The 21,286-nt window shown below is 38.0% G+C and carries 20 protein-coding genes and 1 riboswitch; of the genes, 19 read left to right on the plus strand and 1 reads right to left on the minus strand.

The annotated features are described in order from the left end of the window. The first annotated feature begins 4 nt into the window (after window positions 1–4). Window positions 5–556 (plus strand): bifunctional pyr operon transcriptional regulator/uracil phosphoribosyltransferase PyrR, encoded by a 552-nt coding sequence (pyrR, locus tag FR7_RS10775; protein ID WP_007934680.1) that lies wholly within the window; start codon window positions 5–7, stop codon window positions 554–556. A 114-nt stretch (window positions 557–670) separates the two neighbouring features. Here pyrR and FR7_RS10780 read toward each other — a convergent pair whose 3' ends face one another. Further along, the gene (locus tag FR7_RS10780) at window positions 671–2,425 is read right to left on the minus strand and encodes an Rqc2 family fibronectin-binding protein (protein ID WP_007934678.1); all 1,755 of its coding nucleotides are present in this window, start codon (window positions 2,423–2,425) and stop codon (window positions 671–673) included. Between the two features lie 166 nt (window positions 2,426–2,591). Here FR7_RS10780 and FR7_RS10785 point away from each other — a divergent pair, with 166 nt between their 5' ends. From FR7_RS10785 to FR7_RS10870, 18 genes are all read left to right on the plus strand, one after another. Next, window positions 2,592–5,342 (plus strand): calcium-transporting P-type ATPase, PMR1-type, encoded by a 2,751-nt coding sequence (locus FR7_RS10785; protein WP_007934676.1) that lies wholly within the window; start codon window positions 2,592–2,594, stop codon window positions 5,340–5,342. Between the two features lie 35 nt (window positions 5,343–5,377). Beyond that, window positions 5,378–6,214 carry a diaminopimelate epimerase gene (dapF, locus tag FR7_RS10790; RefSeq protein WP_007934673.1) on the plus strand — a complete coding sequence of 279 codons (837 nt, stop codon included), beginning with the start codon at window positions 5,378–5,380 and terminating at the stop codon, window positions 6,212–6,214. A gap of 155 nt (window positions 6,215–6,369) precedes the next feature. Then, complete coding sequence (locus tag FR7_RS10795) at window positions 6,370–6,969, plus strand: hypothetical protein (RefSeq protein ID WP_007934672.1); 600 nt, start codon at window positions 6,370–6,372, stop codon at window positions 6,967–6,969. Between the two features lie 137 nt (window positions 6,970–7,106). Further along, on the plus strand, window positions 7,107–7,991 hold the full coding sequence (locus FR7_RS10800) for a YicC/YloC family endoribonuclease (RefSeq protein ID WP_007934671.1): 885 nt from the start codon (window positions 7,107–7,109) through the stop codon (window positions 7,989–7,991). Window positions 7,992–8,031: 40 nt separating this feature from the next. After that, a complete protein-coding gene (gene remA / locus FR7_RS10805; RefSeq protein WP_007934670.1) occupies window positions 8,032–8,298 on the plus strand; it encodes an extracellular matrix/biofilm regulator RemA in 267 nt (88 codons plus the stop codon). A 24-nt stretch (window positions 8,299–8,322) separates the two neighbouring features. After that, window positions 8,323–8,937 carry a guanylate kinase gene (gene gmk / locus FR7_RS10810; RefSeq protein WP_007934669.1) on the plus strand — a complete coding sequence of 205 codons (615 nt, stop codon included), beginning with the start codon at window positions 8,323–8,325 and terminating at the stop codon, window positions 8,935–8,937. Between the two features lie 21 nt (window positions 8,938–8,958). Next, window positions 8,959–9,165, plus strand: a complete 207-nt coding sequence (gene rpoZ, locus FR7_RS10815) for a DNA-directed RNA polymerase subunit omega (RefSeq protein WP_007934668.1) — start codon at window positions 8,959–8,961, stop codon at window positions 9,163–9,165. Window positions 9,166–9,174: 9 nt separating this feature from the next. After that, complete coding sequence (gene coaBC / locus FR7_RS10820; RefSeq protein WP_007934667.1) at window positions 9,175–10,371, plus strand: bifunctional phosphopantothenoylcysteine decarboxylase/phosphopantothenate--cysteine ligase CoaBC; 1,197 nt, start codon at window positions 9,175–9,177, stop codon at window positions 10,369–10,371. Between the two features lie 56 nt (window positions 10,372–10,427). Next, window positions 10,428–10,531: riboswitch (SAM riboswitch) on the plus strand. A 59-nt stretch (window positions 10,532–10,590) separates the two neighbouring features. Next, window positions 10,591–11,781: a methionine adenosyltransferase gene (metK, locus tag FR7_RS10825; protein ID WP_007934666.1), complete on the plus strand. Its 1,191-nt coding sequence runs from the start codon at window positions 10,591–10,593 to the stop codon at window positions 11,779–11,781. A 227-nt stretch (window positions 11,782–12,008) separates the two neighbouring features. After that, complete coding sequence (priA, locus tag FR7_RS10830; protein ID WP_007934665.1) at window positions 12,009–14,441, plus strand: primosomal protein N'; 2,433 nt, start codon at window positions 12,009–12,011, stop codon at window positions 14,439–14,441. 41 nt (window positions 14,442–14,482) lie between these two features. Beyond that, the gene (def, locus tag FR7_RS10835; RefSeq protein WP_007943171.1) at window positions 14,483–14,980 is read left to right on the plus strand and encodes a peptide deformylase; all 498 of its coding nucleotides are present in this window, start codon (window positions 14,483–14,485) and stop codon (window positions 14,978–14,980) included. Window positions 14,981–14,985: 5 nt separating this feature from the next. Then, complete coding sequence (gene fmt / locus FR7_RS10840; RefSeq protein WP_007934663.1) at window positions 14,986–15,927, plus strand: methionyl-tRNA formyltransferase; 942 nt, start codon at window positions 14,986–14,988, stop codon at window positions 15,925–15,927. A 13-nt stretch (window positions 15,928–15,940) separates the two neighbouring features. After that, complete coding sequence (locus FR7_RS10845; RefSeq protein WP_007934662.1) at window positions 15,941–16,708, plus strand: DUF116 domain-containing protein; 768 nt, start codon at window positions 15,941–15,943, stop codon at window positions 16,706–16,708. Between the two features lie 19 nt (window positions 16,709–16,727). After that, complete coding sequence (gene rsmB, locus FR7_RS10850) at window positions 16,728–18,059, plus strand: 16S rRNA (cytosine(967)-C(5))-methyltransferase RsmB (protein WP_007934661.1); 1,332 nt, start codon at window positions 16,728–16,730, stop codon at window positions 18,057–18,059. A gap of 10 nt (window positions 18,060–18,069) precedes the next feature. Further along, complete coding sequence (gene rlmN, locus FR7_RS10855) at window positions 18,070–19,113, plus strand: dual-specificity RNA methyltransferase RlmN (RefSeq protein ID WP_007934660.1); 1,044 nt, start codon at window positions 18,070–18,072, stop codon at window positions 19,111–19,113. Between the two features lie 207 nt (window positions 19,114–19,320). After that, window positions 19,321–20,088 carry an FhaA domain-containing protein gene (locus FR7_RS10860; RefSeq protein ID WP_007934659.1) on the plus strand — a complete coding sequence of 256 codons (768 nt, stop codon included), beginning with the start codon at window positions 19,321–19,323 and terminating at the stop codon, window positions 20,086–20,088. Beyond that, on the plus strand, window positions 20,089–20,559 hold the full coding sequence (locus FR7_RS10865) for an FHA domain-containing protein (RefSeq protein WP_007934654.1): 471 nt from the start codon (window positions 20,089–20,091) through the stop codon (window positions 20,557–20,559). It abuts the gene before it with no gap. A 6-nt stretch (window positions 20,560–20,565) separates the two neighbouring features. Next, the gene (locus tag FR7_RS10870) at window positions 20,566–21,285 is read left to right on the plus strand and encodes a Stp1/IreP family PP2C-type Ser/Thr phosphatase (protein ID WP_007934653.1); all 720 of its coding nucleotides are present in this window, start codon (window positions 20,566–20,568) and stop codon (window positions 21,283–21,285) included. Window position 21,286 lies beyond the last annotated feature (1 nt).

Genomic DNA, 21,286 nt, shown 5'->3' on the forward strand with positions numbered 1-21,286 from the left:
GATTATGAGTACTTTAATAGAAAAAACTGTGATTATGGACGAGCAAGCCATAAGACGGGGGCTCATTCGTATTGCTCACGAAATTATTGAGAATAACAAAGGGATTAAGGACTTAATTTTAGTAGGAATAAGAACTCGCGGTGTCCCTTTAGCAGAACGATTAGCAGCTGAAATAAAGCGCATTGAAGGTGCGCAGCTGCCTGTAGGAATTTTAGATATTACTTTATATCGTGATGATTTATCTACACTTAGCTATCAGCCGATCGTGCATGAGACGCAAATACCTGTTGATATTAGTGGTAAAACAATTGTACTGATTGATGATGTATTATACACTGGACGTACTGTACGTGCTGCTCTTGATGCGATTATTGATATTGGACGGCCTAAAGTTATTCAGTTAGCCGTTCTTGTGGATCGTGGTCATCGTGAACTTCCTATTCGTGCGGATTATGTAGGAAAGAATGTACCTACTTCCAGTAAAGAAGTGGTTGGGGTACAATTAATGCCTGTGGATGATGCTGACAAAGTAGTAATTAAGGAATTTGCCGAGTAAAAAAGATAGATTTTAAATAATACCAAAGACCTTTGCTGTTACAATCACGAGCAAAGGTCTTTGGTATTTGACAATTTTAATTAAAAGACTTGATTTGAGTTTTGAGAAAGAGAATTACTTTTTTACTAATGAGGCGACTATTCTTTCATCAGGTGTAATATATATGGTATTTTGGTGATCATAAATAACAAAGCCAGGCTTAGCACCAGATGGTTTTTTTACATAACGTCGTTGGGTATAGTCAACAGGTACATTTGATGATTGACTCGCTTTACTATAGTAGGCAGCTAAATGAGCAGCTGCTTCAATGGATTGCAGAGAAGGATGTTGAGAACCTGATCTTAGGATAACATGAGATCCTGGGATATCTTTAGTGTGAAACCAGATGTCATTATGTTGTGCCTGCTTAAAGGTAACAATATCATTTTGGCGATTGTTTTTTCCAATGAGTATCGTTAATCCATCCGGGGTTACGGCTGTTAGAGGAGAAGAAGGAGGGATAGGCATACGACGTTTTATCGTACGTTTTAGATAGCCAGTGCTAATCAATTCTTCTCGAATATCACCAAGCTCAGAACTATTTGTGGCGTGCTCAAGAGAAACGGTGATACTCTCAAGATAGGCTATTTCTTCTATGCATTGACGCAGTTGTCCATCCAAGGATTCTTTAGCACGTTTTAATTTGTTATATTTTGTATAATAAGACTGAGCATTTTCTAATGGCGAAAGCCTTGTATCAAAATTTATAATTATATTGTTGCCTTCTAGTGAGTGGCTATATAAATTTTCCAAGGTAACTGTATCTTGGTCTTGCGGTAGGTTGTAGAGGTTTGCCATTAGAATATCGCCACATTCACGAAAAAAATCGGCATTGGCTGCATCAGCTAATTCTTGTACAAGAATTAGCTTTTTGCGCTGCAAACGATTATTTTCTTCGATGACAAGCTTTGATAAAATAGTCTGTTCAGGGAGCTGCTTTTTGCCGGAAAGGCTGTCTGTAAATTCAACGGCCTGACTCATAGTAGAGAAGTTATGAGCTGTGTATTTAGAAGCTAAATGTTCTAATGGAAAAGACGCGATGCCAGCCAGTTCGTTTTCTAAACCTGTCATTACAGTGGGGAGTGATTCCCCCGATTTTATGTAAGTAATAATGCTTTTTGTTGCTTCATTTAATGCAAGTATGTCTGCATTGTCTAAGCTATGAGTGGCAATATCACTAGGTAAACCTGCTCGCCAAAGAATTTCCTTGGCAGTTATAGGACCAATGCCGATTCCTACCTGAATCATAGCTTTCGTAACAAGAAGTGTTTCTAGAGTCGTTATTGCGTTAAAAAAATCAGATATGGGCGCAGTCAGTAAATTTAAACGCATTTGCCCAGGAGGAAATGTGTATTCCATTCGAGGTAAAACTTGTCGTGAACGACTTAAATTTGCGCCAATTCTTTTTATCGCATCCAGTATAATGTTATTTTGTGTGAGAATAATGTTACTATGTTTACCCATTAATTCAACAGTTAAATCTTTTGTTGTAATCGTGCCGTCTTCACCACGAAAATCAATAGAAATTAGTGCAATGCGATCAAGGCTATGCTGGTTGATGTTAGCAATACGGCCGCCTTCTAGATGTTTTCGTAATAACATACAAAAAGCTGGCGGTGTTGCTGGATTCTCCAAGGATGCTTCAGTTAAATGGATACGGGGATGCTTAGGATTAACAGAGATGAGTAAGCGTAGATTTTCATTGGTCTGCCTAACCCACAAAAGCAATGTATATTTATCGGGCTGAAAGATTTTATCAATTCTGCCACCTGTAAGTTTGTTATTTAATTCGATTAGCAATGTTGATAGAGATAATCCATCTAGAGCCATATGATAGCCTCCATTTAATAAAATACGTATTATGATTCCTATTGATAACTATGTTTTGTAATTTTCACTAGTATACCATTTTGCTATTGGACGGTCAATTTAGGTCTAATTAGAGGGTGAAAGGAATAACATGAATAAAAAAAGCACATGGTAGCGAGGTGGCATAGTGGCTGATAAATGGTATACGCGTACAGCGCAAGAAGCAATTGAATTTTGGAGAACAGATCCACATGATGGCTTGACTTCAAGTGAAGTAAAAAGTAGAATCGCTGAATTTGGCTATAATGAAATGGTTGAAAAAGAAAAGACGCCATGGTGGAAACGATTTTTTGCCCAATTTCAGGATTTTATGGTTTTAGTCTTGCTAGCGGCTACGCTCATTTCAGCATTCTTAGGAGAATATGTCGATTCAGCAACGATTTTAGCAATTGTAATGATCAATGCCATATTAGGCTTTGTTCAGGAACATCGAGCAGAAAAATCAATGGCAGCGTTAAGAACAATGGTGGCGCCGGTGGCTCATGTGATTCGTAATGGTATACTGCAGCAAGTAAAAGCGCGGGAAATGGTGCCAGGTGACATTATGGCTTTAGAATCTGGGGATCGCATTGCTGCTGATGCCAGATTAATAGATGTAAAAAATATGGAAGTGGATGAAGCTACTTTAACCGGTGAGTCCCTGCCTGTACGTAAAATCGTAGATAAAGAATATAAGGAAAGCAGTTCTTTGGGTGATCGTAAGAATATGGTGTATGCTGGAACCAGTATTGTTAAAGGGCGAGGCAAGGCTGTAGTCTGCGCTACAGGCATGGCAACTGAGGTGGGACATATTGCTCATATGATTCAGGATGTGGAACATGAAAGTACACCGCTGGAACGACGCCTAGAGTCTTTAGGGCGTTGGTTAGTATGGGGATGTTTACTGATTTGTGTAGTAGTTGTTGTGACAGGCGTGCTCAAAGGGGAACCATTATTATTAATGTGTATGGCAGGAATTAGTTTGGCAGTGGCTGCGATTCCCGAAGGATTGCCAGCCATCGTTACAGTTGCATTGGCTTTAGGTGTACAACGTATGATAAAGCGCAATGCTATTATCAGAAAATTGCCTGCTGTTGAGACGCTTGGTTGTACAACGGTGATTTGTTCCGACAAAACTGGAACTCTTACTCAAAATGCTATGACCGTAAAAAGAATTTTTACATCTGGAAATATTTATGAAGTAACCGGTACTGGCTATGAAATAAAGGGAAATTTTTTATTAAACAAGCAGGAATTTGATCCTACAAAGGATAAATGTTTATTACATTGCCTAGAAATTGGTGTATTGTGTAATAATAGTATTTTAAAGCATAATAATATAGGGATAACTGGTTTATGGCGTCGTGAAGCGAAGGGCGGCTGGTCCATTGAAGGCGATCCAACAGAAGGTGCTATTGTGATTGCTGCTGCTAAAGCCAACATATGGCGTTCAGGGGCAGAAAAACATCAGCAGCGATTAGCTGAAATACCCTTTGAATCAGAACGTTGCCGAATGTCAGTTATTTATGAAAAAAACAATCGAAACATTATTTATGTGAAGGGTGCCCCGGATATCATTTTAGATATGTGCCAGCATTATAGCACCAATAAAGGGGAAGTTCTGCTGACGTCAGAAGCAAAAGCTGAAATACTGACAGCCAATGAAAGAATGACAGACCAGGCCCTGAGAGTATTAGCTGTAGCATATCGTCAGCTAACTAAGATGGAAGCCAGCCATGTGAGTGAAGAACTGGAAAAAGATCTGGTTTTCGTGGGTCTAATCGGGATGATCGATCCTCCGCGTCAAGAAGTCAAGCCTGCGATTGCATTATGCCGGCAAGCTGGCATAAAGACCGTTATGATTACGGGGGATCATCGCAACACGGCTGTAGCGATTGCCAAAGAGCTGCAAATTTTTAAAGAAGACAAAAACCAGGCTCTGACTGGTAACGAACTTGATGAATTAGACGATACGGAGTTAACTAACATTATTAATCGTGTTACCGTCTATGCACGTGTATCTCCTGCACATAAATTACGTATTGTAAAAGCTTTAAAGCGGCAGGGGCATATCGTTGCAATGACTGGTGATGGTGTGAATGATGCACCGGCAATAAAAGAAGCGGACATTGGCATTGCAATGGGAACAGCTGGGACTGATGTTACAAAAGAAGCTGCTTCTATGGTGCTAGCCGATGATAATTTTGCAACGATTGTTGCTGCTGTGGAAGAGGGGCGTGGCATTTATGATAATATTCGTAAATTTATTCGCTATTTGCTATCATGTAATTTAGGTGAAGTCCTTACGATGTTTATTGCGACCATTGCAGGATTACCATTACCCTTATTGCCAGTACAAATTTTATGGGTTAATTTAGTGACAGATGGTTTGCCAGCCATGGCATTAGGTGTTGATCCTAATAATCATGACATTATGAATCGGCCGCCGAGAAATCCAAAAGAAAGTGTATTTTCTCGTGGACTCAGCCGTAAGATTATTACCCGAGGTTTACAAATTGGTCTGAGTACAGTATTTGTTTTTGCTATAGTGTACTTTTTAAAGAATGATTTAGCAGAAGCGAGAACGATGGCTTTTTGTACGTTGGTTTTCTCTCAAATGTTCCATGTTTTTGATTGTCGTTCAGAAGTTTATAATGTCTTTGAAATTGGGATATTTAAAAATCAATACTTGATAGTAGCAACCTTTTGTTCTCTTTTAATGCAGTTACTAGTTATTTATCATCCATTTATGCAAGAGATTTTTGCTACTGTTCCACTAGGGTTAGACGATTGGGTCGTTATCTTAGTTGTCTCAGGCTGGACCTTTATCATAAGTGCTGCAAGACATTTATTTTTCCGCAGACGTGTATCACGTTCTGTTTTGGGGCGGGTACATTAAATAATTTATTTAATTCATAATGAGGAGAATATAATATGAAGTTTAATTTTAGCAAATGGCATGGACTAGGTAATGATTTTGTAATTGTTAATGGACTTGAAGAAAAGATTGACAATTACAATGAAATGGCAATTCAGGTTTGTGATCGATATTTTGGAATCGGTGCTGATGGGCTAGTTGTTATTTTGCCTTCAGCAGTAGCGGATTTTCAAATGCGAATTTTTAATTCAGATGGCAGTGAGGCTGAAATGTGTGGCAATGTTACAAGATGCATTGCTCGATATGTTTTTGAATATGGTTTAACGAATAAGAAAAAAATTACACTAGAAACAAAAGCAGGTCTTATTAAGCCAGAATTAATCTTTATGGATGATGTGCTTAGCACTATACGGGTTGATATGGGAGAACCGCGTCTGAAACGTGGGGAATTACCTATGGTTGGTAATGAAGATGAACAGGTTGTTAATGAAGTTTTAGAAATAGATGGCACTGAACATAGGATCACTGGTGTATCAATGGGCAATCCTCATTGTATCCTTTTCGTTGACGATATTACTGGCATTAACCTAAGCGATATCGGCGCTAAAATTGAAACGCATGCTGCCTTTCCAAAGAAAACAAATGTAGAATTTGTGCAAGTATTAAATAAACAAAACTTACGTATGCGCGTTTGGGAAAGAGGAGCTGGTGTTACGATGGCTTGTGGTACAGGTGCCTGCGCTACCTTAGTTGCAGCCGTTTTAAATGGAAAAACAGACCGTCAGGCTACTGTTGAATTAGATGGGGGACAGTTGCTGATTGAATGGGGGTCAGATAATCATATTTATATGTCTGGTCCTGCAGTGGAAGTTTTCCGGGGAACATACTTATAAATCCAATCTGGTCAAGGTTTGTATAGAAAGTAAGAATCCAACTTCTCTGCATGTATGAAGTTGGATTTCTTTATCCACTTGTTGTTGTGATAAAGAGATTGTTATGATTTATCATTTGCAGTAAATAATATGCTTCATAAAGTGAGGTGCTTAAAATGAGATTTATTATTTTGACAATTATTTTCTTAGTACTATTCGTTACCCAAACATTAGCAATTTCTTCTATTAATTTAGATGTAATTAAAGAGGCGCAGGATCATGGCAAATTAAGGAGTAAAGATTCATTACAAGAGTTTTTGTTGCCATGGATCTCTTATGAAGAAAAAGCTGAAAAATTAAATGGCGTGACTGAGCGCTCCTATTTATATACTTCTTATTTGTTAATTGCTACAGATGCTAGGGAGAAAAGCTTAAATGGTCATGATATTGCCATACTAGACAGCGAAGAAGTATTAGAAAATTACTCAGGCTTATTGAGTTTTAGCACAGTTTTGTTTGGAGATAAAGAGGATTTTGCAAAAGATGCTAGTGTTATTGTCAAACAAAATAATAACGTCATTAAGGCATACCAAATGATAATACCGGCAGAGGGAGAAAAAGTGCATCTGGATAAAGGACAAACCACATTTAATGCTCAATGTTATTTTTATTTTTTTGAAAAAGATATTGTGCCTGACCTTCCTATAATATTATCGGTTAGAACGAATGATCAGAAAGAACATAATTTTTACTTTGACTTGGAGAAAATAAAATAGTCATATTAAAACCTTTATGTGTAGATATTCAATGAAAAAGGGATTTAAGAGAAGCATGGAGAAGTATTTATAAAAGAATTGGATAATTGTGATTTTATCGTTAATAATAAAATCCGTAAAGAGAGGAGCCATTTTACGTGATTAAAAGTATGACTGGTTTTGGTCGTGGAGAATTTCAGGATAATGAGCATCGACTCATTGTAGAAATTAAAGCAGTAAATCATCGTTATAATGAAATTGTTATCCGGATGCCGAAAAATCTGGGGCCACTTGAAGATAAAATCCGGCGTAGTGTATCAAACCTGCTAGCAAGAGGCCGGATTGATGTTTTTATAACGATGGATGAATATGGGCAAAAGAAAAAGGCTGTGCGAATTGACAAAGAGTTAGCAATAGCCTATAATAAGGCTTTAAAAGATTTAGGGGATTTATTTTCTATAGCAGTAAATGATAATATTCAGCAGATTGCTAAATTTCCAGATGTGATTAAGGTTGAAGAAGTAACGGAAGATGTTTTAATCTTGTGGCCGAAGCTAACCCAGGCAGTTGATATGGCACTTACTAATCTCATGAGTATGCGTTTAGCGGAAGGGCGAAACATTCAGCAGGACTTAGTCTTGCGTATTACGGATATTGAATCATATATTACTGCCGTAGAAAAACGTGCACCCCAGGTTTTGGTTGAATATAAAGAGAAAATACTGAGTCGCATGCGAGAATTGCTGGCTACAATCGGTGAAGAACCTGATGCTGGTCGCCTACTACAAGAAACGGCTATATTTGCGGATCGTACCAGTATTACAGAAGAGTTAGTGCGCTTAAAAAGTCATTTAACGCAGTTTCGGGCTGCATTGAATGCCGATGATGCAGTTGGCAGAAAATTAGATTTTATTGTGCAGGAAATTAACCGTGAAACCAATACAATTGCCTCTAAAGCCAATGATTTTAATGTTGCTAATATCATAGTCGAAATTAAAAGTGAAATTGAGAAGGTCAGAGAGCAAATTCAAAACATAGAGTAATATAAGATATATTGGGATACAAACGTAAGGGGGATTTTTTGTGGAAATTAAACTTATTAATATTGGGTTTGGTAACATTGTGTCTGCTAATCGAATTATTTCGATTGTGAGTCCTGAATCTGCACCCATTAAAAGGATTATCCAAGAGGCCCGTGATCGGGGGATGTTGATTGATGCAACTTATGGACGCCGTACCCGAGCCGTGATCATAACCGATAGTGATCATGTTATTTTATCCGCTGTGCAACCAGAAACGGTAGCGCATCGTCTTGCCAGTAAAGAAACGAGTGAAGACACTGCAGAATAGCAGAAAATGAAAGGAGTCGCAGTTGTGGCAAAAGAAGGAATTTTACTTGTGTTATCTGGTCCGTCGGGAGCAGGTAAGGGGACAATTTGTCAAGAATTGCTGCGTACTTATCCTGGGTTGCATTATTCTATATCGGCTACTACACGCAAAGCCCGTGTTGGAGAAGAACATGGAGTTAACTACTGGTTTGTATCTCATGACGAGTTTCAGAATATGATTCAAGATGATGAACTATTAGAGTGGGCTGAGGTTTATGGGAACTTTTATGGAACACCCTGTCGCCAAGTAAAACAATTACTAAATGATGGCAAGGATGTTGTTTTAGAAATTGATGCACAGGGAGCTACGCAGATTAAAAGAAAATTTCCGCAAGGTGTATTTGTCTATATAGCACCGCCATCTTTAGATGAATTGGCTAATCGCATACATAAACGAGGGACAGATAGCTTAGATGCAATCAAAAATAGGTTAAGTTGTGCTAATAATGAATTGTCATATGTACATAATTATAATTATGTAGTAGTCAATGATAAGGTCCAAGTAGCAACGAATAAAGTGGCTGCCATTATTACAGCGGAAAAGTGTCAAGTAGTACGAAACTGTAATATAGTAAAAGAAATTTTAACAAATATCAAATAAATAAAAATTAGGGGGACTACTATGATATATCCATCATTAGATGTATTAGTTACTAAAGTTGATAGTAAATACACTTTAGTAGTACTTGCGGCAAAACGGGCTCGTGAGATTATGGACGGGGCGACTTCTTTAGTTGAGAGTAAATCCAATAAGCAGGTGACGATCGCTTTAGAAGAAGTTGCACAAGATAAAATTTCCTATGAACGGACCAAAAGTGGTATAAAATAGGAGGTTTCCATGTTGAAAGGAAAAAATATTGTAGTTGGTGTTGCTGGCGGCATTGCTGCTTATAAAATAGTAGATCTTGTAAGTCAATTAAAAAAGCAAGGTGCCAATATATATGTTATCATGACTCAGTCAGCGGCTAACTTTGTTACGCCGTTGACTTTTCGTGAAATAAGTGGACAGCCAGTTGTTGTTGATATGTGGGCTGAAACTACCAACTGGAATGTTGAGCACATTGCCTTAGCAAGTAGAGCGGATTTATTTTTATTAGCGCCTGCTACAGGCAATGTGATTGGTAAAATAGCAAATGGTATTGCTGATGATATGTTAACAACTACGGTAATGGCAACAACGGCTCCGGTTTTATTTGTTCCGGCTATGAATACCAATATGTATTTAAATCCGATCGTTCAAAAAAATATCAGTAGTTTAATAGAGTTAGGATATCATTTTATGATACCAGAGAGCGGGATGCTAGCATGTGGTGTAGAGGGAATAGGACGCTTACCTGATTCTAAAACAATTTTAGAGAAAGTTCATCAGTTGATAGTTGTTCAAAATGATTTTCGAGGAAAGAAAATCTTGATTACGGCTGGCGGCACGAAAGAAGCGATTGATCCTGTAAGATATATTGGCAATCGCTCTAGCGGGAAGATGGGATATGCTTTAGCAAGTGCTGCTGCTGCAAGAGGAGCAACTGTTACGTTAATATCAGGACCTACCAATTTAAAAGCTGCCTGCGGAATTAAAGTCGAATATGTAGAAGCCGCATCAGATATGAGGGCGGCTGTATTGGCGCATTATAATGAGAGTGACATTGTAATCAAAGCTGCTGCTGTAGCCGATTATCGTCCACAAAGTACTGCAGAACACAAAATTAAGAAGACTGGCGATACATTACAGCTTGTCTTAGAAAGAAACCCTGATATATTATTAGAACTTGGTCAGTTGAAAAAACAGCAGATGCTAATTGGCTTTGCTGCGGAAACTCAGCAGCTGGTTCTTCATGCGCAGGAGAAACTAGCTAAAAAAAATCTGGATATGATTATTGCTAATGATGTATCTGTTCCAGGCGTTGGGTTTAATGCAGATCACAATATAGCGAAAGTGTTATACCGTGATGGGCGGATTGAAGAGTTATCCAAAATGTCCAAAGAACACATGGCAAACATTATTTTGGATAAAATTCTCGCAGAATGTCGAAAATAGGTTGATTTTTTCATTATTTTACATTAGTATTTAATTTGATACAATTTTATATGATATGCTCATCAAGAGTTGGTGGAGGGATTGGCCCAATGAAACCGCGGCAACCATTTGGAAATCCAAAACGGTGCCAATTCCTGCGGAATAATCCGCAAGATGGGAGAGTGTAACACCCTCCCTATGGGTGTTTTTTATTGTTTATTAAAAATGGGGGTATGATTTGTGAAAAAAAAGAGAGTTTTATTTACATCAGAATCAGTTACTGAAGGTCATCCAGATAAAATAGCAGATCAAATTTCAGATAGTGTATTAGATGCAATCATGGCAAAAGATCCAATGGGACGTGTAGCTTGTGAAACGCTTATTACGACAGGGCAAGTACATGTAGTTGGTGAAATCACTACAAGTTGTTATGTGGATATTCCAAAAATTGTACGGGACACGGTGAAAGAAATTGGCTATACTCGTGCAAAGTATGGTTTTGATGGAGATACATGCGGTGTGCTGGTTTCCATTGGAGAACAATCAGCTGATATTGCTTTAGGCGTTGATAAGTCTTTAGAGGCTAAACGAGGTCAAATGGACGAAATTGAATCCATTGGGGCTGGTGACCAAGGAATGATGTTTGGTTATGCTACCAATGAAACTCCTGAATACATGCCATTGACAATTGCTCTGGCTCATAAATTGGCTCGGCGTTTAGCAGAGGTGCGCAAAAATGAGGAAGTAAGTTATCTGCGTCCTGATGGTAAAACTCAAGTTACAGTAGAATACGAAGACGGTAAACCTCTTCGTGTTGATACCATTGTTATATCAACTCAGCATGGTCCTGAAGTTGAACTGGCAACCATTGAAAAAGATCTGATTGAGAAAGTAATTGCTCCGATTGTTCCAGCAGAATTATTAGATGAGAAAACCAAATACTATATCAATCCGACAGGTCGTTTTGTAATCGGTGGACCACAAGGTGATGCTGGTTTGACTGGTCGCAAAATAATTGTTGATACCTATGGCGGAATGGCTCGTCATGGTGGTGGTGCCTTCTCTGGTAAAGATTGTACCAAAGTTGACCGCTCTGCCGCTTATGCTGCACGTTATGTAGCTAAAAATGTTGTTGCAGCAGGATTGGCAGATAAATGTGAAATTCAGCTAGCCTATGCGATTGGTATGGCTCATCCAGTATCGATTATGGTAGAAACTTTTGGGACTGCTAAGGTGGATGAAGATGTAATTGCTGAGCTTATTAAAAAACATTTCGATTTGCGTCCGGCTGGTATTATTAAAGCGTTAGATTTACGTCGCCCTATCTACCGCCAAACAGCAGCTTACGGGCATTTTGGTCGTACGGATGTGGATTTACCATGGGAAAGGACCGATAAAGCAGAAACCCTTCGTAAAGAGGCTAATCTATAATTGGGATGTTAGCTGTTTTAGCAGGATTTTTCTGAATTTCATGGGAATTGTATATGCTATAGCCAAAAAAGAGGGAACAATGAGCTTCCCTCTTTTTAATTTTATGATAATTATGAAGGTAAAAATGCAGTTATATGCTATAAAATCGTGTTAAGATATAAATAGGCAAGCTGAATCCTCTAAAAGAAATACCTTTAAAAGACTATTAATAGCGAATGGTGGTAAATATGCAACGTATTGCTCAAGTCTTAATAAACATTACAACTAAAAATATTAATAAAGCTTTTTCTTATAGCATCCCTGATCATTTGGATTATGTTGATGCAGGGTGGCGTGTTTTAGTACCTTTTGGTAATCGTAAATTAGAAGGTTTTGTTATTGATATTATAATAGAGGAAGACTCGAATCGTATTGAGTTAAAGCCAATTATCGATATACTAGATAATGACAAATGGTTTGACGAGCATATGATGCATACAGCTAGATGGATTAGTGAATATTATCTTTGTAATTTAGTAGATGCCATGCGTTTATTTATTCCAGGAAAATCCGGTGTGAAAAGTGTTGTTGCTTATTCTGTCGAGATGGAAGTGGATACAGAAACAACACTGGTTGCCTTATCTGCTAAATATCCAGAATATAGCCAAGTGCTGTCATATATAGAGACGCACAGCCCTATTCTGTCTGTTAAACTGGAAAAGAAATTTGGCCCAAGCGTTTTGAAAGCAATAAGATACTTAGTGAGAAATAAGATCATAATCGCTGAATCAATTGCAAAAAAAATGGGTACACACCGTTATAAAACGATAATGAGTTTACTAATGGATGCTGAAGCAACTCGAGAACAAATTAGCAAGTTGGCAAAAAAGCCAGCACAATGCCGTTTGCTCCAATACTTGATAGATCACGGGCAATTGGCATCTGATGAATTGAAAAAGAGTAATACCAGTCATGAAACTGTAAAAAAATTAGTACAGGACGGTCTTATAAAACTTGAAAAAGTTCAAGTGGTACGTGATAGTTATGCGGATATATGTAAAGCAAAGAATGATATATCATTAACAGCAGAGCAGCAGCAAGTATTAGAAAAAATTATGCCAAAGATGGAAGCAAGAAAGTTTCAATCGTTTTTACTGCATGGTATTACTGGCAGTGGAAAGACACAGGTGTATATTGAAGCGGTAGCGGCTGCGCGTCAAAAGAATCGCCAAGCTATTGTTCTTGTTCCTGAGATTGCTCTTACCAGTCAAATTGTCTCAAGATTTAAAGCTAGATTTGGAGATGATGTTGTTGTGATGCATAGTAAATTGTCTACTGGCGAACGTTATGATGCTTGGCAGCGACTTCGAGGCAAGCAAGCTGGCATTGTAATTGGTGCACGTTCTGCTATTTTTGCACCCTTGCCAGATGTCGGTATTATTATTATGGATGAAGAACATGAATTTACGTACAAACAAGAAGAAACACCTCGTTATCATACAAGACAAGTCGCTATTACGAGAGCTACTTTGTCTGGTGCGGTGGTCATCATGGGCAGCGCTACGCCAGCAATCGAGACTTATTTTCAGACTCAAATGGGCCAACATACCTTGCTACTTATGTCAAAGCGCATAGCTAATGCAAATTTGCCCGCAGTCACTATCGTTGATATGCGGGAAGAATTGCGTAAGAAGAGACGAAGTGTCATATCACTTCCCTTGCAAGAACTGCTGCAAGAGACTATAAGTCGTGGCGAACAAGCTATTATTTTACTGAATCGTCGTGGTTATGCTACCTTCGTCATGTGTCGGGAATGTGGACATATTGTACGTTGTAAGCATTGCGATATTTCTCTGGTGTATCATTCTGTAGGGAAGAAGCTGAAGTGTCACTATTGCCAGTGTATTGAAACGGTTCCGGATATTTGCCCTGAATGTAATAGCCGCTATATTCGTTTTTTTGGAACCGGCACACAAAAGCTGCAAGAGGAAATAGTAACATTGTTTCCCCATATCCGCGTAGTGCGGATGGATCAGGATACAACAGGTGGAAGAATGGCCTATGATCGTATTTTAGAGGCATTTGCTAAAGGCGAATATGATCTTTTACTGGGGACACAGATGGTGGCTAAAGGGCATGACGTGAAAAATGTGACGGCCGTTGGCATTATAGCAGCTGATAGTATATTAAATTTACCAGACTTTAGAGCAGCGGAGCGCGTATATGCGTTGCTAACTCAGGCGGCAGGTCGTGCAGGCCGCGGTGATAAGGCAGGAAAGGTCGTAGTACAGACTTATAATCCTGAGCATTATGCAGTACAGGCAGGAGCTAATCAGGATTATCAAAGTTTTTATGAATCTGAGATTGTGTACCGCAAAGCGCTTTGTTATCCACCTTATGGACAAATCATAAAATTAACAGTTCAGGCTAAAGAAGAAAGTATGGCTCGCAATCAGGCTGAGCAAATAATCAAAGAATTGCGAAGCTTAATGGCGGAAAGTAAGACTGTAGAAATAATAGGGCCGTTTCCCGCTCCGATTGCTAAAGTTAATGATATATTTCGTATGAATATCATTATAAAAGCAAAGGATCTCACGAATGTGAGGGCTTACATAACATCTATGGGATTAACCATACGTCCAGATGTTATGATTGATGTGGAACCTGTTAGTATCATGTAGAATAATTTGTTTAGTATAGGCGTGGATTTTTGTATAGTTCTATGATAAAATTTGGGCAGGATTTATCCAAGGTAGGAGGGTATTATAACTGTATGGAAATTAGAAAAGCTGGTGACAAAGTATTAAAAGAAATAGCTGAGCCTGTAGCTCGCGTTGATAAAAAAATAAGGAAACTTATTGATGATATGGCCCAAACTATGTATAATGCTGATGGAGTTGGATTAGCCGCTCCGCAGGTTGGCGTATCTCTTAGGGTTATTGTTTTGGATGTGGATGATGAACTCATCGAATTAATAAATCCAATTATTATAAAAAAAAGTGAAGACTGTGAATTGGGTAATGAAGGATGTTTAAGTGTTCCTGGGGTTTTTGGTGAAGTTGAGAGGTTTTCTGAAGTTACCGTTACAGGCTTAAATCGTTTTGGTAAAAATATAACGATTACAGGAACTGGTTTGTTAGCTAGGGCCCTGCAGCATGAAATCGATCATTTGGATGGCATATTATTTATCGAAAAAGCAAAAACCATTCATAAGGGGTAATTGATATGTCAAAATTAAGAGTCGTATTTATGGGGACGCCAGATTTTGCTGTTCCTTGTTTAGATGCATTAGTTAAAGAAGAATATAATGTTGTTGCAGTGGTAACCCAGCCTGATCGCCCTAAAGGGCGAGGACAAAAACTGGCAGAGTCCCCGGTGAAGCAGGCCGCGATTTCCTATGACATACCTGTATTGCAGCCTAATAAAGTAAAAGATCCTGTATTTCAAGATGTGTTGTTCTCTTTAAAACCTGATATCATTGTTGTTGTTGCTTTTGGGCAGTTATTGCCCAAAACGCTATTAGATTTACCCCCTTTGGGTTGTATAAATGTGCACGCATCTTTATTACCTTTATATCGGGGAGCTGCACCCATCCATTGGTCAATTATTAAAGGTGATAAAGTAACTGGTGTCACCACAATGTTTATGGATATTGGCATGGATACAGGGGACATGATATTAAAGGAGAAGATATCTATTTCTGAAATGGATACTACTGGCGATATCCATGATAAGTTAAAAAATATTGGAGCCAATGTGCTTAGTGAGACAATGAAATTAATTGTGGATAAAAAAGCTCCACGTATTGCACAAAATAATGAAGAGGCTACCTATGCTTCTATGTTGACAAGGGAATTAGAACGTATCAATTGGCAAGTACCGGCAGTTGCCATTCATAATTTGGTTAGAGGTCTCAATCCCTGGCCTGGCGCTTATTGTTTCTATCAAGATAAAAACTTGAAAATCTGGCAAACTAGGACGTATCCAACAGATGATATAGTAACTCAGCCAGGGAGAATCGCAGAGATTACTGCAGAAGGTTTTGCAGTAGAAACAAGACAGGGCTTGCTGGAAATTTTAGAAGTTCAGCCTGCTAGTAAGCGTCGTATGAGGGCAATTGATTTTATATGTGGTTATGGGTTAAGTGTTGGCGATATCTTAGAATAGAAGGTGAATTTTCATGATAGAGGTGATGGCTCGTCCCAAGAAACGCTTGTTTTTGGCACTTATAGTAGCTAGTTTGTTAGTGGCTACTCTTTCTACTTATGGATTGTGGATGGTAAGCTTCCCAGGATTAGCAAATATCAGCACTCACTTGCCGATTATTCTTGGCGTTTTCTTGGCATTATTTATCTTGGCCATTGGAATTGGAGTTGGTGGAATCATTCTAGCCATTTTAGGTTTTTCTACTCTAGCTTTATTCCAAGGACCTGCTTGGTCTGCTATTAATTTATTATTTCCCCTTGCCATTCGAATTGGTAAAATCTTTGATGTGGAAAAAGAAAGAGTCGAACGTTCCTTTATTGAAGTTAGTAATTACTTAATACAGCAAAAAAGAATTAAGGTTGCACCTGAGAAACTCTTAATTCTTACACCACATTGTATTCAACAAGAGATGTGTCAATATAAAGTGACTCACGATATTAGTAATTGTCGAAAATGTGGTGCTTGTCAGGTAGGCGATTTACTGACGATTTCAGAAAAATTTGGGGTGCATGTAGCAATTTCTAATGGCGGGACATTAGCTCGTAAGGTGGTAAAAACATTGCGTCCCCATGCCATTCTAGCCATTGCCTGTGAACGAGATTTGACAAGTGGTATTCAAGATGTGTTTCCGATTCCTGTTATTGGTGTTTTGAATGAAAGGCCAAATGGACCATGTTGTAATACGCGAATTGATATGAAGCGAGTTGAGAAAGCGGTACAAGATTTTATTCTTAAAAAATAAAGGTAGTAAAGGTGAACAAATGGATGCACGTGAAATTGCTCTTAAAATTATCAATGATGTGACAAGTAATCATGCTTATGCAAACATAGCCTTAGTGAGAGAGCTCAATCGTCACAAGATTTCTGATCAAGATCGTCGATTTATTACAGAATTAGTATATGGTACGATTAAGGCCGGTGAAACCTTGGATTGGATTATCGGTCACTATGTAACTAGGTCATTAAACAAAGTTGCGCCAGTGATTTTGAATATTTTGCGTATTGGAATGTATCAGATCTTCTTCTTGTCCAAAGTTCCTGTATCAGCAGCTTGCAATCAAGCAGTAGAATTAACAAAAAAATATGGACATGCTGGTACTGTGAAATTTGTAAATGCGGTGTTAAGAAACGCTGGACGTGGACCTGAAAAAGTAATTTATCCAGACAGAGAAAAGAATATTGTCCAATTTTTAGCCTTAAAATATTTTCATCCCCAATGGATGGTGGCTCGATGGGCGAAACGTTTAGGTGCTGATGCTGCCGAAGAGTTGTGCCAGATTAATAATGTGACTCCAGGTCTTTCATTACGTACCAATACGCTGAAGAATACCAGAGAAGAACTGTTAGAGATTTTAAATCTAGAAGGTGTGAGTGCGGAAGCATCGGCATGGACTCCAGAAGGAATTGTATGTCATAGTTATCCAGCGCTTAGTACATTAAAATCGTTACGTGATGGATTATTTCAAATACAAGATGAAAGCTCTATGTTAGTTGCTCACGTTCTGGCTCCTAAACCAGGCGAGTTTATTATTGATGCTTGTGGCGCACCTGGAGGTAAAAGTACCCATATCGCAACATTAATGGGAAATAAGGGGCGCGTTTTGTCAACGGATATTTATGATCATAAATTAGCTCTAACTCAGGAGAACGCTCAGCGGCTAGGTCTGACGATTATTGATGTGCAGAGTTTGGATGCGACAACCTTAGGTGATAACTATGCAAGACAAGCGGATAAAGTATTAGTGGATGCGCCTTGTTCTGGATTAGGAGTCTTACGGCGAAAAGCTGATTCTCGCTGGCGAAAGACCGAGGATATGTTTAAGGAATTACCAATATTACAGATGGCCATTTTAAAAAGTGCTGCACAGTGCGTAAAATTGGGTGGCACCTTAGTATATAGTACTTGCACAACCGAGCCGGAAGAAAACCAAGATGTTGTTAACAATTTTTTGCAGGAAAATCCGGATTTTGCCTTGCAGCACGCCGGGGAAATGTTTCCAGTTACAGAAAATAAGGCTGAGATGGTGCAGCTATGGCCACATATTGATCATGTAGATGGATTTTTCATTTCTCGTTTAGTGCGAGTGAAATAGGTGAACTAAAATGAGTAATAATATTTTTGGAATGTTTATAGAGGAGATTGCAGCGGTCATCCAGCCCTATGGTTTGCCTAAATACAGCGCTGGGCAAATTGCAAAATGGATGTATCAGGATGGAGTTTATGATTTTAAAGATATGACGAATATATCCAAGAAACATAGGACATTATTAACAGAGCACTTTGTTATTCATTCTGTAATAGCGCGAGCTGTTGAACAATCGTCAGACGGTAAGACTAGTAAATATTTGTTGGAGTTTCATGACGGCATGGCTGTGGAAACTGTTTTAATGCGCCAGCATTATGGTAATAGTGTGTGTATATCAACTCAGGTTGGATGCGCCATGGGCTGTGTATTTTGTGCATCCACTTTAAATGGTGTTTCAAGAAATTTAACTGGTGGCGAAATGTTGGCGCAAGTTTTATTTATTAATAAAGTATTGCAGCAGGAAGGAAGCGCTGTGAATACCATTGTTATTATGGGATCAGGTGAACCCTTGGCCAATTATGACAATGTTTTAAAATTCATTAAATTATGCCATGCTGAATATAGCCTTCACTTAAGCTATCGAGGCATAACATTATCTACATCTGGTTTAGTACCAGAAATAAACAGATTAGCAGCAGAAGGATTGCCGCTGACGCTGTCTATTTCTCTGCATGCATCGAATAACGAATTACGTTCTTTGTTAATGCCAATTAATAATCGCTATTCCCTACCGGAGGTTATGGCTGCAGGGGATTTTTATGCCGAACAAACAGGCAGGCGAGTGACATACGAATATATATTAATTGCAGATCTAAATGATAAGATAGAGCATGCTAAAGAGTTGGCGATTTTGATGAGGGGACGTCTGGCTAATGTCAATTTGATTCCCGTTAATCCAGTAATTGAGCGTGGATTATTACGACCTGACAGCAAAACAATTCAACACTTTGAGAAGATACTTCTTGAAAGAAGAATTAACGTTACAGTTCGTCGTGAAATGGGAACAGATATACGTGCTGCCTGTGGACAGCTTCGAAATAAAGTTTTAAATGAAAAATAAATAGTATCCTGACTTTCTAATAAGCAAAAGTATCATATAAATTGCCTAAAGAAATGGTTGAGATCTATACCTGCCAAATAAGGACTTGGTACAAGCCAGGTCCTTTTATGTTACATTTAAATAAAATGGGATAATATTACCTTATTTTGACTATGCTGATAATATAACGTATAATAAAATAGATTAAATTGTTGGTGAGGTAATAACATGAAGTTTGTGAGAAGTTTAGAAAATATGTTTGAAAAATATATTGAAGGCTTTTTTAACAATAAATTTTCCAGTGGGTTACAGCCTATTGAAATTGGTAAGCAATTAGTTAGGACAATGGATGATGAAAAAACGGTGGGTATTTCTAAAACCTATGTTCCTAATTTATACATCGTTTATTTAAATAATGCAGATTACAGTCGAATCGTTTCTTATAGCCAGACGATTTGTAAAGAGCTATCCCTTTACATAGCAGGTCAGGCAGAGCAAAGGCAATATACGATTATCGGTACACCTGTAATCGAGTTTAATGAGGATATAGGGATTACAAAAGGTAATTTTCGCGTGGTTAGTTTCTTTAGTGAACCACTGCCAGAAGAAAATAAGTTAGAAAGTGAAGATCCCGGATGTCATCTTGACTCTGATACTCGTGTGTTTGATAAAGTAGAATGTAATATGATGGGTAAGGAGCCATGTTTATTAGGGACATTAACAGTTCTGGAAGGGCCTGATATAGGAGTAAAAGTTGATGTAAAGAACAACCGAGTGAATATTGGTCGACGGGCCAGTAATGAATTACCACTTACGGATTTAAATACATCTCGTTTACAGGCTTATGTGATCGTAGAGGATAAAAATCATATCTTATATGATGCTAAAAGCCTTAATGGCACATATGTTAATGATCATCGGATTATGCGTAAAGAATTAGAAAATGGTGATCATATAAAAATAGGTAATACTGTTATTTTATATGAGGTGAATTAAATGCCCAATAAGGAGGCTTTTTTCAACTATATTGGAATAGTATTACAATATAGTTTACTTGGATTAATCTATTATTTTTTAAGCAAAGTAATAAAAATTATATATACTGATTTAGACCGAGCAGGACAAAAAAAATCATCAATAGGAAATGAAGGTAATCAATTTAATTTTCATAAGCGGGCTAATTTGCTTGTTGTTGATAGCGGACACATTAAATTATCTCAGAATAGTTTTTCTTTAGATGATATTACATACCTTGGACGTAATGAGCAAAATGGAATTATCATTGATGATTCATTTGTATCTCATGAACATGCGAGTATTAATAAAGGACAGCAGGGATATTTGCTGACAGACTTGAACAGTACCAATAAAACGTATTTAAATGGTCAGCCTATAGTGGAGGCGACTTTATTGAAAAATGGTGATTTAATTAAAATTGGAGCGGTAACATTTAGCTTTAAGGGGTGAGGGGTATTGCTAGCACATGTAATTTCTGATATTGGGTTGGTTAGAGAAACAAATGAAGATAGCTATATCTGTGATCCGCCGCATTTATTTATTGTGGCGGATGGCATGGGAGGTCATGTAGCTGGAGAAATTGCAAGTAAGCTTGCAATAAGTACAGTTAATGCTTATATTCAAGAGCATGTGGGGAAGGATAATCTTGAAATATTGTTAAAAGACGCAATAATACAGGCAAACACCTCAATATATCAAATGGCACTGTCTAAAGAAGAGTTCAGTGGTATGGGTACTACTGTCACAGCCTCTTATATAGATGGAGATATAATATACTGGGGGCATGTTGGTGATAGTCGTATGTATCTCTTGCGTAATGGGAAACTTAATCAACTGACAAATGATCATTCCTTAGTTTGGGAATTGGTTCAAAGTGGTAACATAACTAGAGATGAAGCCTATGTTCATCCTAAAAGGAATTTGTTGACTCGTGCAGTTGGTACTAGTTGCCTTATTACAGTTGATACTGGTTTTGTACAATGGAAGCCAGGTGATATTGTATTAATGTGTACAGATGGGCTAACCAATATGGTCAGTGAGCAGAATATCTGTACTCTAATGCAGAGAACAGATTGTGAAATTTCTTCTATTGTAGAACAATTAGTAAATCAGGCTAAAGATGCTGGTGGGTTTGATAATATTACTGTGATCTTGTTAAAAAATGAGGACATATAGG

It is taken from the genome of Pelosinus fermentans DSM 17108 (genome assembly GCF_000271485.2).
Lineage (GTDB): Bacteria > Bacillota > Negativicutes > DSM-13327 > DSM-13327 > Pelosinus > Pelosinus fermentans.

Bases quoted from the DNA above. Each gene is read 5' to 3' on its own strand.
- rlmN (WP_007934660.1), top strand. From the start codon at position 18,070: ATGAGTAATAATATTTTTGGAATGTTTATAGAGGAGATTGCAGCGGTC.
- rsmB (WP_007934661.1), top strand. From the start codon at position 16,728: ATGGATGCACGTGAAATTGCTCTTAAAATTATCAATGATGTGACAAGT.
- FR7_RS10780 (WP_007934678.1), bottom strand. From the start codon at position 2,425: ATGGCTCTAGATGGATTATCTCTATCAACATTGCTAATCGAATTAAAT.
- fmt (WP_007934663.1), top strand. From the start codon at position 14,986: ATGTCAAAATTAAGAGTCGTATTTATGGGGACGCCAGATTTTGCTGTT.
- dapF (WP_007934673.1), top strand. From the start codon at position 5,378: ATGAAGTTTAATTTTAGCAAATGGCATGGACTAGGTAATGATTTTGTA.
- FR7_RS10865 (WP_007934654.1), top strand. From the start codon at position 20,089: ATGCCCAATAAGGAGGCTTTTTTCAACTATATTGGAATAGTATTACAA.
- coaBC (WP_007934667.1), top strand. From the start codon at position 9,175: ATGTTGAAAGGAAAAAATATTGTAGTTGGTGTTGCTGGCGGCATTGCT.
- def (WP_007943171.1), top strand. From the start codon at position 14,483: ATGATAAAATTTGGGCAGGATTTATCCAAGGTAGGAGGGTATTATAAC.
- FR7_RS10845 (WP_007934662.1), top strand. From the start codon at position 15,941: ATGATAGAGGTGATGGCTCGTCCCAAGAAACGCTTGTTTTTGGCACTT.
- pyrR (WP_007934680.1), top strand. From the start codon at position 5: ATGAGTACTTTAATAGAAAAAACTGTGATTATGGACGAGCAAGCCATA.
- rpoZ (WP_007934668.1), top strand. From the start codon at position 8,959: ATGATATATCCATCATTAGATGTATTAGTTACTAAAGTTGATAGTAAA.
- priA (WP_007934665.1), top strand. From the start codon at position 12,009: ATGCAACGTATTGCTCAAGTCTTAATAAACATTACAACTAAAAATATT.
- FR7_RS10795 (WP_007934672.1), top strand. From the start codon at position 6,370: ATGAGATTTATTATTTTGACAATTATTTTCTTAGTACTATTCGTTACC.
- FR7_RS10860 (WP_007934659.1), top strand. From the start codon at position 19,321: ATGAAGTTTGTGAGAAGTTTAGAAAATATGTTTGAAAAATATATTGAA.